13 protein-coding genes are annotated in these 14,541 nt (G+C 42.4%); 7 read left to right on the forward strand and 6 right to left on the reverse strand.

Annotation, left to right across the window (positions count from 1 at the left end):
- Nucleotides 1–40: 40 nt before the first annotated feature.
- Nucleotides 41–1,861, forward strand: coding sequence for an acyl-CoA dehydrogenase C-terminal domain-containing protein (locus tag JFC10_RS07250; protein ID WP_198332279.1), 1,821 nt, complete (start codon nucleotides 41–43; stop codon nucleotides 1,859–1,861).
- Nucleotides 1,862–1,976: 115 nt separating this feature from the next.
- Nucleotides 1,977–2,453 (forward strand): hypothetical protein, encoded by a 477-nt coding sequence (locus JFC10_RS07255; RefSeq protein ID WP_198332280.1) that lies wholly within the window; start codon nucleotides 1,977–1,979, stop codon nucleotides 2,451–2,453.
- Between the two features lie 38 nt (nucleotides 2,454–2,491).
- On the opposite strand, the gene JFC10_RS07260 is transcribed toward JFC10_RS07255, so the two are convergent.
- Together JFC10_RS07260 and ybaK are read right to left on the reverse strand one after the other, a co-directional pair.
- Complete coding sequence (locus JFC10_RS07260; protein WP_193010961.1) at nucleotides 2,492–2,866, reverse strand: 5-carboxymethyl-2-hydroxymuconate Delta-isomerase; 375 nt, start codon at nucleotides 2,864–2,866, stop codon at nucleotides 2,492–2,494.
- 204 nt (nucleotides 2,867–3,070) lie between these two features.
- Nucleotides 3,071–3,559 (reverse strand): Cys-tRNA(Pro) deacylase, encoded by a 489-nt coding sequence (gene ybaK / locus JFC10_RS07265; protein ID WP_198332281.1) that lies wholly within the window; start codon nucleotides 3,557–3,559, stop codon nucleotides 3,071–3,073.
- A gap of 258 nt (nucleotides 3,560–3,817) precedes the next feature.
- Between ybaK and plsB the strand changes: the two genes are divergently transcribed.
- On the forward strand, nucleotides 3,818–6,616 hold the full coding sequence (gene plsB, locus JFC10_RS07270) for a glycerol-3-phosphate 1-O-acyltransferase PlsB (RefSeq protein ID WP_087813859.1): 2,799 nt from the start codon (nucleotides 3,818–3,820) through the stop codon (nucleotides 6,614–6,616).
- A gap of 25 nt (nucleotides 6,617–6,641) precedes the next feature.
- On the opposite strand, the gene JFC10_RS07275 is transcribed toward plsB, so the two are convergent.
- From JFC10_RS07275 to JFC10_RS07285, 3 genes are all read right to left on the reverse strand, one after another.
- On the reverse strand, nucleotides 6,642–7,055 hold the full coding sequence (locus tag JFC10_RS07275) for a hypothetical protein (protein WP_087813860.1): 414 nt from the start codon (nucleotides 7,053–7,055) through the stop codon (nucleotides 6,642–6,644).
- Between the two features lie 95 nt (nucleotides 7,056–7,150).
- Complete coding sequence (ettA, locus tag JFC10_RS07280) at nucleotides 7,151–8,812, reverse strand: energy-dependent translational throttle protein EttA (protein WP_045443195.1); 1,662 nt, start codon at nucleotides 8,810–8,812, stop codon at nucleotides 7,151–7,153.
- A 272-nt stretch (nucleotides 8,813–9,084) separates the two neighbouring features.
- A complete protein-coding gene (locus tag JFC10_RS07285; protein WP_087813862.1) occupies nucleotides 9,085–9,735 on the reverse strand; it encodes an IS1595 family transposase in 651 nt (216 codons plus the stop codon).
- A 230-nt stretch (nucleotides 9,736–9,965) separates the two neighbouring features.
- Between JFC10_RS07285 and JFC10_RS07290 the strand changes: the two genes are divergently transcribed.
- The 4 genes from JFC10_RS07290 (at nucleotide 9,966) to JFC10_RS07305 (ending at nucleotide 13,873) form a co-directional block, all read left to right on the forward strand.
- Nucleotides 9,966–11,189 (forward strand): flavin reductase family protein, encoded by a 1,224-nt coding sequence (locus JFC10_RS07290; RefSeq protein WP_087813863.1) that lies wholly within the window; start codon nucleotides 9,966–9,968, stop codon nucleotides 11,187–11,189.
- A 149-nt stretch (nucleotides 11,190–11,338) separates the two neighbouring features.
- Entirely contained in the window at nucleotides 11,339–12,688 is a 1,350-nt protein-coding gene (locus JFC10_RS07295) for a fatty acid desaturase family protein (protein ID WP_087813864.1), read from the forward strand.
- A gap of 222 nt (nucleotides 12,689–12,910) precedes the next feature.
- The gene (locus tag JFC10_RS07300) at nucleotides 12,911–13,204 is read left to right on the forward strand and encodes a GNAT family N-acetyltransferase (protein WP_087813865.1); all 294 of its coding nucleotides are present in this window, start codon (nucleotides 12,911–12,913) and stop codon (nucleotides 13,202–13,204) included.
- A gap of 375 nt (nucleotides 13,205–13,579) precedes the next feature.
- Nucleotides 13,580–13,873, forward strand: a complete 294-nt coding sequence (locus JFC10_RS07305) for a 4a-hydroxytetrahydrobiopterin dehydratase (protein WP_087813866.1) — start codon at nucleotides 13,580–13,582, stop codon at nucleotides 13,871–13,873.
- Between the two features lie 116 nt (nucleotides 13,874–13,989).
- On the opposite strand, the gene JFC10_RS07310 is transcribed toward JFC10_RS07305, so the two are convergent.
- Entirely contained in the window at nucleotides 13,990–14,145 is a 156-nt protein-coding gene (locus JFC10_RS07310; RefSeq protein WP_021814049.1) for a DUF1328 domain-containing protein, read from the reverse strand.
- Nucleotides 14,146–14,541: the final 396 nt, after the last annotated feature.

Here is a 14,541-nt window from a genome sequence, read left to right on the forward strand (position 1 = left end):
GCTAACCATCTATGATAGCGAATAATTAAAGAGAGCGACTATGTTAACTTACAAAGCACCTTTACGTGATATCAAGTTTTTAATAAATGATGTTTTTGACTTTCAAACCCATTACAAAGACCTAGATAATGGTGAAAATGCGGATCCTGAAACGGTCGATATGATTTTACAAAGCTTTGCTGACTTCGCTGAAAACGTTTTAGCCCCTTTGTACCAGCCAGCTGATGCAGAAGGCTGTCATTTTGACAATGGCGTGGTTACCACCCCTAAAGGCTTTAAAGAAGCTTACGATCAGTTCGTAGATGGCGGTTGGCAAGGTATTTCGTACCCTGAGGAATTTGGCGGTATGAACTTGCCCATGTCAATCAACCTCATTAAGTCTGAAATGATGGGCACTGCGAACTGGCCTTGGGCGATGTATCCTGGTCTATCAACCGGCTGTATCAATACCATTATGCAATATGGTAGCGATGAGCAAAAAGAAACCTATCTACATAAATTGGTTGAAGGCTCTTGGGCTGGCACTATGTGTTTGACTGAACCACAATGTGGTACGGATTTGGGTCAAGTTAAATCTAAAGCCATTCCGCAAGACGATGGCTCTTATAAGCTTAGTGGCACCAAAATCTTCATCTCAAGCGGTGAGCATGATTTAACGGAAAACATCGTGCATATTGTGCTTGCGCGCCTGCCAAATGCTCCAGAGGGCACACGCGGTATCTCATTATTTATCGTACCGAAATTTTTGCCAACTACTGAAGGCGAAATTGGCGAGCGTAATGGCGTGACTTGTGGGTCGATCGAACACAAAATGGGTATTAGCTCATCAGCGACTTGTGTCTTAAACTTTGATGATGCGGTTGGTTATCTCATTGGTGAGCCGAACAAAGGCCTCAAAGCTATGTTCACCTTTATGAACACGGCACGTATCGGTACAGGTATCCAAGGTCTAGCACACACTGAACTGTCATTCCAAAATGCGCTACCGTATGCAAAAGACCGTCGTTCTATGCGTACATTATCAGGCACGAAAGAGCCTGAAAAAGTTGCTGATGCTATCATCAACCATGCTGACGTACGTCGTATGCTATTGACCCAAAAAGCCTTTGCAGAAGGTGGCCGCTCAATGATTTATCATTCTGCGCGCTATGCCGATAAAATGGCACAGGGTATCGCTAACGGTGATGATGAAGAGTTTGAAAAATGGGATGACAAATTGGGTTTCTACACACCAATCCTAAAAGGCTTCTTAACTGAGCTAGGTATCGAAGCGGCCAAACACGGTCAGCAAGTATATGGTGGTCATGGCTATATCAAAGAATGGGGCATGGAGCTGATTGCTCGTGATGCTCGTATCGCCACCATGTACGAAGGTACGACTGGTATTCAAGCATTGGATTTACTCGGTCGTAAAGTGATCTTGCAGTCTAAAGGCAAAATCATCCGCGATTACACCTCAAGCATCATGAAATGGTGTGGCGAGTATGCGCTTGATAAAGACATGCGTAAATTTGTTTGGGCGCTCACCAAGCTATGTGCTGAGTGGAACACACTGACCGTACGCTTGATGCTAATGGCACGTAAAGACCGTGAGATCATCTCTGCTGCATCAGACGATTTCTTGATGTATTCAGGCTATGTGATGATGGGTTATCATTGGGCGCGTATGGCAGCAGTCGCTTACGACAAGCTTGAAAATGGTGGCACTGAATCACCAGAATTCTACAAAGCTAAGATCCAAACGGCTGAATTCTATTTTGATAAGCTGCTGCCACGTACTTCAGGTCACGCCGAAGCCATGGTCGCACCAAGCGATAGCATGACAGCGATGGAAATTGAGAACTTCGCTTTTCTAGACTAAGATTGCATCAATAATCAACAAAAAAGCGCCTATCATTTAGGCGCTTTTTTGTGTTTAACTGAAAGCAGGCTGACGAAAAACAATAAATAGTAGATAGCTAAATCAGGAGTATCTCATGCTACCAACCCATTATAAGACCGCTTCATTAGCCGCTCGATATATACAAGCATTGGTCGTTAGTACCGCGCTAGTCAGCATAGCCACCAACAGTGCTATTGCTAAAAGTAGCGATACTCCTCTTCACTTTGCAAAAGGCGCCATTAGTAGCATCATCACTGGCAAGTTGAACACCCATGAAAATGAGCGGTGGTATCGTTTTAATGCAACCAGTCATCAATATACCGTGATTAATATTGCACCACTTACTGGCACGCCCGAGACTGCTAACGTCGGCGTGTTACATATGCCTAATGGTACGCAAGATGGCACCAAAGGCGGTATCATTTATCAAGGCTGCTTGCCCACAACGGGAGAATATCGCTTACGTATTGCCCGCAACTTGATGGCGACTGAAGGTAAAACGGCTGGTTATAAAGTCGAAGTGATGATATTACCCCAGTATGCCAGCAAATCGCTATGTGAGTACTTATAGCGATTTATGGGTAGTCACTTTGGACGATATTCACATTTTTAGCTACCCAGCATTTTTTTATGATACACCGCGCTAATCTCTTCAACTTCTACGCATATCTGTAACGCTGCGCGCCCTGACTGCTGTTCACTCAGCGTATTCTCTATGACTACCGTCAATAGCTCAGCGAGCTGATTGCGAACGACCATATCACGACCACTCATGAGCTTTAGATTCGCATAAATAAAGCCAGACGCCTGCTCATCATCTTCAACCCCCACCAAAAATGTCTCAATAGGCACGATACGTGTTTTGATTTCAGCAGGCTGTTTAAACTGACCACTGTCCCATAATGCTTTATTTAACGCTTTAAGAAATGATTCTTCATGAGCAATACTGACATTGGGCGTCATTTGAATGGTTAAATGTGGCATGAATATGTCCTTATAAAATATGAGTGAGGGGCAAGGTATCAGCTATCGTCTCAGGCTTGCTTGAACAACCCGTCAGCGGCAATGATTTTTAGTTAGCAGTAATTTTTTAATTATCAGTATTTAATTATCAGTATTTAATTATCAGTATTTAATTATCAGTATTTAATTATCAGTATTTAATTATCAGTATTTAATTATCAGTATTTAATTATCAGTAATAGTACTAAAGCAAGCAGCAAGGGTGGCAGCTAATTGTGCTGGTGGCAGCTCAATTTCTAAACCACGACGACCACCACTGACATAAATCGTTGTCTGCTCTGCAGCCGAGCTGTCTATGATAGTCGGCAAGCGCTTCTTTTGTCCCAATGGGCTGACGCCGCCTAGCACATAGCCCGTACTACGCTCTACCTGCTTAGGATCCGCCATTTGCACTTTTTTGCAGATCAGCAATTTATTCGAAGATAGCGCCTTAGCCGTTTTTTTAAAGTTTAACGTTTTATCCACGGGTAAGATAGCAACGGCAAGCGCACCAGTCTCTGTCGACACCACCAAGGTTTTGAACACTTGTGACACATCCACGCCTAGCTTTTCTGCCGCCTCTAAGCCAAAAGAGGCGGCATTACTGTCATGGACATAGTCGTGTAATTGATAGTTCAGAGCGCGTTGTTTGGCAAGATTAATCGCTGGTGTCATAATATTTCAGCTTATATCAATGATATTCATGGGTAGATTTAAACATAATTACTCTATAGTGACTCTTGGTTGTCGCCGAACTATTATTGCGCTAAATACATTAACTTTCAATTATTTGAGCTTATTAAGAGCGACTTAACTCACTATATAGTAACCAGACCGTATTAATATTAGCAGTATATACAGACACTATATATCGCTTTGATGGCTTTTATGGCATCATAAGCGCAACATATTTGACTATTTTTGATACTGATTATGATACCGAAGTTCTTAAAAAAACGGATTTTTAAAGCGCCAGTCACAACCGACAGCGCTTCTAATACTGACGTCAATCCAATCGCCCCCAAGCCTTATTCCAATGCGCCGATTAATCAAATTTATCGCAAGCTATCGGGGCAGCTACTCGATGTCGCTGTTAAACCTAAGTTATTGGGTGAATTACCTGAGTTCGATACAGACGATCAAACGCTCAGATTTTATGTGTTGCAAGATTATTCGCGCTCCAACAGTATTTTGATTGACCTGCAGACGCAAGAGCACAATTTACCACCAGCATTGGTTGGGGTACATGATGCCGCCCATAATATCAAAGAAAACGCAGCCATCATATTTTTGAACCATCCAAGCGCCAAAGACAGTCAGCTATCGCCGCGCCTGTCACGTTTGGTGTCTGCTGTATTGCAATATCCAGAACTAAAAGTACGTTTGGTGCCCGTCTCTATTTTATGGGGACGCGCCCCAGAAAAAGAGGATTCACTGTTTAAGCTGCTGACCGCTGACAACTGGCAAGATCCTAGCATCACCAAGCAGCTCTTTAATATCGGGGTAATGGGACGTGACACCTTTGTACAGTTCCATCCACCTCAAGATCTACGTACCCTTATCAATGATAGCCTTAAAGGTGATGAAGAAGGGTTTTCTATTTTTGATTCACTAGCCGTTGATTCAAAAGAGAACTCTATAAAAGAAGGTGATGTAAAAGAAAATTCTGCAAAAGACAGCAATTTAGACATCACCAGTAGCGTGGGCGATGCTGACGAAGCACCAAACTATGCTTTGGTAGCGACCGCTGACAGCAATCGTGAGCTGGTACGTATGCTACAGCAGCGGCTTACGGTTTATTTAGACAAGCAGCGTGCCAGTATGCTCGGTCCTGATTTATCAGACAGGCGTAATTTGGTAGATAAGCTGGTGTATTCACCAGCTATCAAACATGCGATAGAGGCAGAAGCAGTAGAATCTGGTATCAGTGTACGTGAAGCCCGTGTCTTGGCTAAAGGTTATGCCAATGAGATGGTCAATGACTATTCACATTCCATCGTGCGCGGTTTTTATAAGTTTTTAACGTGGTTATGGACGCAACTCTATGATGGCGTAGAAGTCCATCATTTCGAGCGCGTACGTGAGCTTGCGACTGACTATGAGCTGGTTTATGTGCCTTGTCATCGTAGCCATGTCGATTATCTATTGCTATCTTATGTCATCTACAAGCGTGGTCTGAGCATTCCTTATGTCGCTGCTGGTGACAACCTAGATGTACCCGTATTAGGGCCATTATTACGCGGCGCGGTTGCCTTTTATATACGTCGTAGCTTTCGTGGCAATGCACTTTATACCGCCGTCCTCCGCGAATATATGCACACCCTTATTACGCGTAACACACCGATTGAATACTTTATCGAGGGTGGTCGCTCGCGTTCAGGACGTTTATTACCACCGAAGATGGGCATGCTAGCAATGACAGTGCACAGTCAATTACGTCATTCTGAGAAGCCAGTGGTTTTCATTCCGACTTATATCGGTTATGAGCGTATTATGGAAGGTGGCACCTATGTTGGTGAGCTAAAAGGCAAGCCAAAAGAATCTGAATCTTTACTAGGCTTACTCAAAGTTGGTCGTAAAATTGAGCGTATCTTTGGTAATGTACATCTAAGCTTTGGCACACCGCTGCATCTTAGCGACTTTATGACAAAATTCGATGTGCCAGCCAATAGCTTGCCGACGGATCGCACCGATACCCCGCTCGATGATAAAGCCAGCGCGATGGTCGATAACATCGGCGTCAAAATCATGCAGCACATCAATAAGGCGGCGGTTGTGACGCCCGTTTCGTTATTATCATTGGTATTATTATCAGCGCCTAAAGCGGCTTTAGATGAAGAAATCTGTCGTGAGCAAATTGCCCTTTATCAAGGTCTTGCTCAGCAGTTGTCCTACTCAGATGATACCGTCATTACAGATATGAGTCCGCAGCAAATCATTGATTATGGTATCAAACTAAAGCTCATTGAACGTACGCCGCATATCTTAGGCGACATCATTCAAATTGCCGGCAAGCAAGCGGCATTGCTCAGCTATTTCCGTAATAACATCCTTCATGTCTTTATTCTACTTTCTTTCTTATCAGCATTAGTGGCGCGTAACGGCCGTATCGAACGCAGTCGTTTGGACAATATTGCTAAGCAACTCTATCCATTTTTACAAAGCGAGCTGTTCTTATATTACCCAGCACATGGCTTGGCTGATACCTTGAACAAAAAAGTCGACAGCCTACTCTCGCATGGTCTAATTGTCGAATTGAGTGATGGCGTACTCAGCGTCCCTGAGTCAAACAGCAAATGCTATCAGCAGCTGCAAGTGCTAGCGACGCCTGTCGGACAGAGCCTTGAGCGTTACTTTATGACACTTGCCCTACTCGCCCAGCAAGGCTCAGGCAATCTAACCGAAAGCGAAGTCGTTGATCTGTGTCATCTGCTGGGTCAGCGCTTATCTGTACTATATGCAGACGATATTCCTGATTTCTTTGACCGCGCCTTATTCACCAGCTTCATCAGCGCCTTGACTCGTCTTGATTACTTGCAAAAAGATGATGAAACTGGCGTTTTGACCTTTGATCATCGTATTAATGATATTGCTCGTCATGCTAAGTACGTGCTAACGCCTGACATGATGCAGATTTTGCAGCAAGTCGCCAGCTTAGATGAAGAAGAAATTACTCATGCGATTACTGAGATTAGTAATAAAAAGCAGCGTAAATTTGGCCGTAAGCGTTAAGCTTTGCGATTATCGTAAAAAAGAGTCAAGCATAGAAGCTTGACTCTTTTTTTATGAAAAAACCTATCAACTTACAAAATAGAATAAGTATCGACATATAGCCAAAGGCAAATATGGCACCAGTAACAGGAGCAAATGACCTACCTGTGTCTGAAGTCACTTTCATCATAGCCTGTTGCTGTGCCTCGCTTCTTTCATCCGACGTAAAAAAGCCATTGCCATCTAGATCAAAAACATCAAGCTTAGCTTGTAGATAGGCATCGGTAAAGTAAACACCGATTTGAACCAGCAACCACACCACAACGATACCAATAAAAAATATTTGCCAAGAAGCCAGATGAGATTTCTGTGAAAACTGATGCTTATAGACCATCACAATAGGTAATACTATCATTGCAAATATAGATAATAGTTGTGATATTTCGAGTGTTTTTCCCATGATTTGTCTCTTAAACAATAAAAAAGGCATAACCTAAGTTATGCCTTTTTTTTGCAAAAATAATGGACTATCTATGGTTTTTTATTGGATTTACTCTAAGTCGAAATCTTTTTATATTTCATACGCTTAGGAGTGGCAGCATCACCCATCGTCTTTTTGCGATACGTTTCAAACTCAGAATAGTTACCATCGAACCAAACTGGGCCTTCATCTTCGAACGCCAAGATATGAGTCGCGATACGGTCAAGGAACCAGCGATCATGCGAGACGACCATGACCGTACCTGGGAAGACCTGAATCGCATCTTCTAGCGCACGTAAGGTTTCAATGTCCAAATCGTTTGAAGGTTCATCAAGGAGCAAAACGTTCGCGCCCTGCTTCAACGTCTTAGCTAGCTGTAAACGGTTACGCTCACCACCTGACAATTGACCGACGTGCTTTTGCTGATCTGAGCCTTTGAAGTTAAAGCGACCGATATAAGCACGACTTGGCGTGGTGTAATCGCCAACCGTAATAATATCAAGACCGTCAGACACTTCTTCCCAAACGGTTTTGCTGTCATCTAAGTTGTCACGTACCTGACCAACATAGGCAACTTTAACACTTTCGCCCAAATCGACTGAACCCGTATCTGGCGTATCACGTTCGGTAATCATATTAAATAGCGTGGTTTTACCCGCACCATTTGGTCCGATGATACCGACGATAGCACCAGCTGGCACGTTAAAGCTTAGGTTTTCATAAAGCAGACGATCACCAAATGATTTGGAGATGTTATTCACTTCAATGACTTTATTACCTAAACGTGGACCGGGCGGAATATAAATTTCAGCTGTCTCATTACGCTGCTGGAACTCTGTTGAGTTCAACTCTTCAAAGCGCTGTACACGAGATTTAGACTTGGCTTGTTGACCTTTTTGATTTTTGCGAATCCAATCCAGCTCTTTTTTCAGTGCTTTAGCAAATGATTCTTCTTGCTTATTCTGCTGCTCTAAACGCGTGTTCTTTTGCTCGAGCCACTCAGTATAGTTGCCTTCATACGGATAACCATGGCCACGATCCAGCTCCAAAATCCACTGAGCGACGTTGTCTAGGAAATATCTATCATGGGTAATGGCAACGATTGTACCGCTGTAGTTCTGCAAGAACTGCTCTAGCCATGCAACAGATTCGGCGTCCAAATGGTTGGTTGGTTCGTCAAGTAACAGCATGTCAGGGCGTGACAATAGCAAACGGCATAGTGCCACACGGCGTTTTTCACCACCAGACAGCTTACTAACATCCGCATCCCAAGGTGGCAGACGTAAGGCATCAGCCGCTTTTTCGAGTTGGGTATTTAAATTATGGGCATCCCATGCTTGGATGATGTCTTCCATCTTGCCTTGTTCTTCAGCAAGCTTATCAAAGTCAGCATCAGGCTCAGCGTATTCTGCATAAATGGCATCTAAACGTGCGAGCGCATCTAATGCTTCACGCATACCGTCTTCGACGTTACCACGTACGTCTTTGCTGTCATCAAGCTGTGGTTCCTGCGGCAGATAACCAATTTTGGTGCCAGTTTGCGCGCGTGCTTCACCACTAAATTCAGTATCCACGCCCGCCATAATGCGTAGCAAGGTTGATTTACCTGAACCATTGATACCCAAGACACCAATTTTGGCACCTGGGAAAAATGATAAGTTAATATTTTTTAAGATTTCACGCTTAGGCGGAACAAGTTTTGACACGTTGTTCATCGTGTAAATATATTGAGCCATTAACACTCCGATAGACTGCATAAAAGAGGCGAGCAAATCATACTTAGCAATGATGCCAAGCGTGCTGCACCTCAAAATCAGGGTTACAAATTATAAGCCATTATCGCATTGTGGCGCATACCCTGCAAGCCAACAGATTGTTTTAACGATTGTTTTACGGCTTTTGTCACAGAGTACTCAGCTTTCTAGCTAAAAGCGGTAACGAAACCTACTATTGAACCGTTTCGCTTAACATTCTGACTTATAACTGTTTTAGGGGCTGTCCTAGATAACTAGTTCAGTTCCTGTTTAACCCATTGTTTTAGCTGATGTAATTGACGTTTTGGATCACTGTAGTTAAAACGCCACTCACATTCCTTTAAAAATAGATGGAAATGCTCTTTTGGGATGCCATTATATTTACGCATATGCCGTTTGGCTTGGCTCCAAAAGTTCTCTATTCCGTTGATATGGTTTCTGTCTTGTACAAACTCTTTTGAATGATTGATACGGTAATGGGTGAACTCACTGATATCAAGTGCGTTGTAACTTCTAAAGGAGTCAGTGTAAACAATACTATCAGGCTTTACTTTCTCTCTTATAATAGGGATTAAGGTATCGGCTCTGGCATTAGGGATAATACATGCGTAGACGCTACCATTACGCTTAAGCAGTCCAAACACAGGCACTTTGTTACCAGCACCGCGACCACGTTTGCCTTTGCGTCTGCCGCCAAAGTAGCTCTCATCAACTTCTATTTCGCCTTCTAGAAGGCCAGGTTCCTGACTATTTTCATAAATCAGTAGTCTTAGCCTGTGAAAGTAATAGCTAGCTGTTGTTTTATTAACACCCGCTAAGCTTGCTGCTGTTCTTGCGGTACAACCGGCAACAAATAGTTCGATAAGCTTAGTTTGTTTGTACCAACTTAATCTGCTCTTTCTCATATGACTATCCTAGATTATTTTACTTATCTAGGACAGCCCCCTGTTTTATAAAGACCACAAAAAATAGCATCAAAACTTTCGCAAATTTAATCAATAGCCGTTAGCATGTTAGGATAGCTTAACAAATTCGAGCGCCCTGACCTAAGTGATATCCGCTAAATTGGCGCACAGGTGAACACAATATTAATGATGTCAATCATTTTGATAGTATTAACAAAGGTACTGATAATATGACCAACGGCTATCGCCCTGAAATGATTCAACATGCATTTATCGATTTTATTGGATCACACTTACAGCCGTTTTGGTCTTTCACTGTTCCAAAGCTGCGCCTTGTTGCGCGATATACCCTTAGCGATGACTTAATAGCGCTCAGATTTGAGACCAATCATGCTTTTCGACGGCAATTAGTGGGTTCGCAACTTGGTTGGCAGGGTGGGCAACATCTTAACTTAAGCGTTCTTATTGAAGGTGTGTATCATCAGCGCAGCTATTCATTATTAGGTTTGGCGCACCAACCGCTCTGGTGGCACGACGTTACTACTGGCAACAGTATTAATAGTGGCGATAGCAAAAAGAAACCCCCTTATCTTGCGGTTACTATTGCTATTAAGCCACAAGGCTTGGTTTCGGATTATTTAACCAAACATATGGCACTTGGCAGTGTCATCAACAGTAGTGTTCCCAGTGGCTCTTTCACTTTGGCACAAACATCTATAACGGTACAGACAAAATCTGCTGCTGAAAAATCTGCTTCTTTATTATTTATCGCGGGTGGCAGCGGTATTACGCCCATGTTAGGACTCATCACGCAAGCACTGGACAACGGACATCAGGTGACGTTGCTATATTACAGTCGCACTGAAATGCTCCCGTTCAAAAACCAATGGCAACAACTGAGCATAGCTTATCCAGCTTTCACCTATCATCTGATCAATACCGAGAAATCTGATACTTATTTGGCTGGCAAGCGACACTTGAGCGTAGACAGTTTGTTGGCATTAAACCTGCCACTGGCAGATACGCAAATATTTGCATGCGGGTCACAGGCTCTGTTGACTGGCTTATATAAAGCAGCGGCAAAGGTAACCTTACCGCACAATAAAAACCTGCGCGATAATATCATTGTAGAAAACTTTGGTCATGCGTTGCCTGATTTCGATTTTGATAACAAACAAGCGCTCGATAGAAAAAAACACGCAGCACAACACACTGTTTATTTACGGGCGAGGCAACGGCAGTTTGACAGTAGCACGACAATATTGAATGCCGCAGAGAACGCAGGAATTCGCTTAGCACATGGTTGCAGACAAGGTATCTGTCAGTTGTGTCGCTGCAATAAAATCAGCGGCGTGGTCAAAAATATCCACACAGGAAAAATGAGCAGTGATGGTTATGAATCTATTCAAACTTGCATCAACATTGCCATGACTGATGTGGTGCTAGATATTTAGCAACACGGTGATAAAAATGAATACTCATAACGGCTCATAAGATAGAAACACAGCCTGCTGTTACCTTATAGCCTACGGTAAAAACTTAAACAACTTATTGAGCCGAACCCAGTACCGACTCTCCGTACCATTTCGGTTAAGGATTATTTATGCGCTTGCTACCACCCGTCACTACTGCACAATCTACTGTACCAGTTTTGACCCCACTAACTGATGCAAAACAGCAGAAAGCAAAGCAGTTGACTCGCTACCCAACGTTGACAGGAGTGCCCTTACCGAAGGCGCAATCTGATGCCCTCGCTCATGAATTAAATGTGCTTTACCGAAGCGTGATGGATTCGTTAGGTAGTGATGACGCACGATACATTAAACGAATGTATGCCGCGGTAGTCTATAGTGAAATGACAGCGCGTGGCTTACTGGCAGCGGCTGGATGCATGCAGTCAAAACGTAAAATAGTCGCGACTTGGTTATTGGGTACCTCACTACTGAGTCTCAGCAAAATTCTAAACAATATGGAACTTGGGCATAATGTCATGCATGGTCAGTATGACTGGATGCAGCACCCGTATCTCAATAGCCAAAAGTTTGATTGGGACATTGTCTGTCCTGCCCCCTTGTGGCAACACTCTCATAATTACTTGCATCATACTTTTACCAATATCGTTGGTCGTGACCATGATGTTGGCTATCACTTAATTCGCGTGACTGATGAGCAACCTTGGACGCCAAGCGACCGCCACAATATGTTTAAGACAGCGATATTGGCTCTAGGTTTTGAGTGGGCGGTCGCCTTTCATGATATTCAAATCAGTGTCGACGAATACGCAGACTCCCCTGATCGACACCAAACCATGCAACAGAAATCTCGCGCATTATTTGCCAAAATCGCCCGGCAAGTGGGCAAAGATCATATTGTGCTACCCACGTTAGCAGGGCTGACATTAGGTCGAAGTAGTGCTATGACGACACTGAGCGGTAATGTTACTGCCAATATCGCTCGTAATCTGTGGACATGGGCGGTGATATTCTGTGGACACTTTACCGAACAAGCACACATCTATACCCATCTCGATGCCGATGAGACTAAAGGCGACTGGTATGTGCGTCAAATTCTTGGCTCCAGCAATATTCAGGGCAGTAAGCTGTTTCACATTTTGACGGGTAATTTATCGCATCAAATCGAGCACCATATTTTCCCTGATATGCCAGCCAGTCACTATGCTCGTATCGCACCACAATTACAGGCGATATGCCGCAAGTACAATCTACCCTATAATACTGGGCGCTTTGGTACACAATTCCGGCAAATGCTGGGACGTATCCGCCACTTTAGCAAGCCAAGTGCGGAAGAATGGCAGTCTTATTTACACTCACAAACTACGTCAATCGCTGAAACAAATCATGCCGTAACAGAAAGACCAAAAGAGCTGCCCGCTATACGTGGATTGGGTAAGTATCTTCCCCCTGTCATGCGTCAAGCCTTATTTTATGCTTGATGTACAGCTCATATGGAGATCACTGGCAGACCTCTTTAGTCTTAACATTTACGCTATCGACTCTTACGCTAAAGAACTATAAATGTGAATCGAAAGGACTCATACTTTAGTGAATAATCTATTTGGTCATTCAAGCTTTTTTCATTTAAAAATACGCTTGATCCATCCTAAAAAAAACCAATAATATTTAATGATAATAATCAATAATAACGGAGAACATCCATGAAAAATCAAGACTCTGAACAAAACCTAACCATCACCCATGATGAACAGGCTAATCGCTTTGAGACCTCTATTGACGGTCATACTGGCTATATTAGCTATCAAGAGCGTGACGATACATTAGTTTATGATCATACTATCGTACCTCAGGAGCTAGGCGGGCGCGGTATTGGTTCAGCATTGGTCAAGCATGCCCTCAACTATGCTCGTGAACAGAATAAAAAAGTGATACCACAGTGCTCATTTGTCTCGTCATATATCAGCAAACATCCTGATTACCAAGACTTGCTATAGTCCACTCTTTAGCGATGAGCCATAGAAAATGTAGTATGCTAGTAGGCATTATAATTTCTTTAGAAGTATTTTAAGCATTTATTATGGTTCAGCTTGGCTAATAAAATTGAAGCGTTAATACGCTACTACCCTCCTATTTATTTGCTATCGGCCCTCGTATATTTATCTTCGAATATATGGCAAGATAGCAAATATAGGCGGGTTTTCTGACCTATAATGCCGATAGAATAAAAGGTCTTTACAGTGATGTAATAGCGTCAATGATATAGCTGAAAAAGAGGATTGAAGTTTCGTAAAATAGCTTTGACAGCTACAATGTAGTGCCTGATATAGTTTTTAATAAACCAAACCAACATAATAATAAAGGTGATTAATATGAGTAGTTTATCTGATAAGCAAGTAAATTTGCAGCTAGAGGAATTGCCCGGTTGGCAGCGCGAGGGCAATGCTATCGTAAAAACATATCACTTTAGCGATTTCGTCGAAGCCATAAGCTTTATGAATCAAGCAGCGTTCCATGCCGAAGCGCTCGAGCATCATCCCGAATGGCGCAACACTTATAACGTGGTAGAGGTGCGCTTGACTACTGGCGATACTGGCGGTATTACCAGCCATGATATTCGTCTGGCTAAACGGATGGAACACATTGTCCAGCCGAAACGTTTATAGTGATGTGTTTGTTTTTATAATGTTTATAAAAATTTTTCATTAGCAAATACATTATTAAATACAAAAAAAAAGTCCTCAATTGAGGACTTTTTTATTTAACAATCTACAGGTATTAATTACATCTTGCGGCTTACAAATGCCACAATAAATAAAATGACAGCGACAGCTAAGAAAATATATGCCAAATTAGCAGACAATCCTGCGACACCGCCAAAACCCAACAAACTTGCTAACAATGCGATCACGGCAAAAATAATAGCCCAGCGAAACATAACCTTCTCCTTAAAAATTATTATTAGAAAACCAGATTTTTAGATTGATATAAAGGACAATTATTAATAAATAACCATCATTATTAATGAGTGTCTTGCTCTCTCTAAGATTCCTTTTTCTTTACTTTTTGTTTTTTTAATACTTATTAGTTTTTCAACCATTATTACTGCTTACGACCATAGATTAGCAATATTTATCTCTAGAAAACGTTCATTTTGGTAATGATATCGGTAGGTTATGTAACCTTTGTAGCAAATCTTAACATCGAACCTTTTTTCCATCCCTTTATGGGAGTTATGTGTATAGATGGTTAGTTATCACTTAGCCATCAACATTTTCATCATATAATCTGCTATAAACAGTAACTTACAAGTCATTTTTACTGGTCAAAAATA

It is taken from the genome of Psychrobacter aquimaris (assembly GCF_016107525.1).
In the GTDB taxonomy this organism is placed as follows: domain Bacteria; phylum Pseudomonadota; class Gammaproteobacteria; order Pseudomonadales; family Moraxellaceae; genus Psychrobacter; species Psychrobacter aquimaris.

What these genes read in the sequence shown, in the direction of transcription:
- JFC10_RS07300 (WP_087813865.1), top strand. Translation starts at nt 12,911, where the DNA reads ATGAAAAATCAAGACTCTGAACAAAACCTAACCATCACCCATGATGAA.
- plsB (WP_087813859.1), top strand. Translation starts at nt 3,818, where the DNA reads ATGATACCGAAGTTCTTAAAAAAACGGATTTTTAAAGCGCCAGTCACA.
- ybaK (WP_198332281.1), bottom strand. Translation starts at nt 3,559, where the DNA reads ATGACACCAGCGATTAATCTTGCCAAACAACGCGCTCTGAACTATCAA.
- JFC10_RS07255 (WP_198332280.1), top strand. Translation starts at nt 1,977, where the DNA reads ATGCTACCAACCCATTATAAGACCGCTTCATTAGCCGCTCGATATATA.
- JFC10_RS07305 (WP_087813866.1), top strand. Translation starts at nt 13,580, where the DNA reads ATGAGTAGTTTATCTGATAAGCAAGTAAATTTGCAGCTAGAGGAATTG.
- ettA (WP_045443195.1), bottom strand. Translation starts at nt 8,812, where the DNA reads ATGGCTCAATATATTTACACGATGAACAACGTGTCAAAACTTGTTCCG.
- JFC10_RS07295 (WP_087813864.1), top strand. Translation starts at nt 11,339, where the DNA reads ATGCGCTTGCTACCACCCGTCACTACTGCACAATCTACTGTACCAGTT.
- JFC10_RS07310 (WP_021814049.1), bottom strand. Translation starts at nt 14,145, where the DNA reads ATGTTTCGCTGGGCTATTATTTTTGCCGTGATCGCATTGTTAGCAAGT.
- JFC10_RS07290 (WP_087813863.1), top strand. Translation starts at nt 9,966, where the DNA reads ATGACCAACGGCTATCGCCCTGAAATGATTCAACATGCATTTATCGAT.
- JFC10_RS07275 (WP_087813860.1), bottom strand. Translation starts at nt 7,055, where the DNA reads ATGGGAAAAACACTCGAAATATCACAACTATTATCTATATTTGCAATG.
- JFC10_RS07285 (WP_087813862.1), bottom strand. Translation starts at nt 9,735, where the DNA reads ATGAGAAAGAGCAGATTAAGTTGGTACAAACAAACTAAGCTTATCGAA.
- JFC10_RS07250 (WP_198332279.1), top strand. Translation starts at nt 41, where the DNA reads ATGTTAACTTACAAAGCACCTTTACGTGATATCAAGTTTTTAATAAAT.
- JFC10_RS07260 (WP_193010961.1), bottom strand. Translation starts at nt 2,866, where the DNA reads ATGCCACATTTAACCATTCAAATGACGCCCAATGTCAGTATTGCTCAT.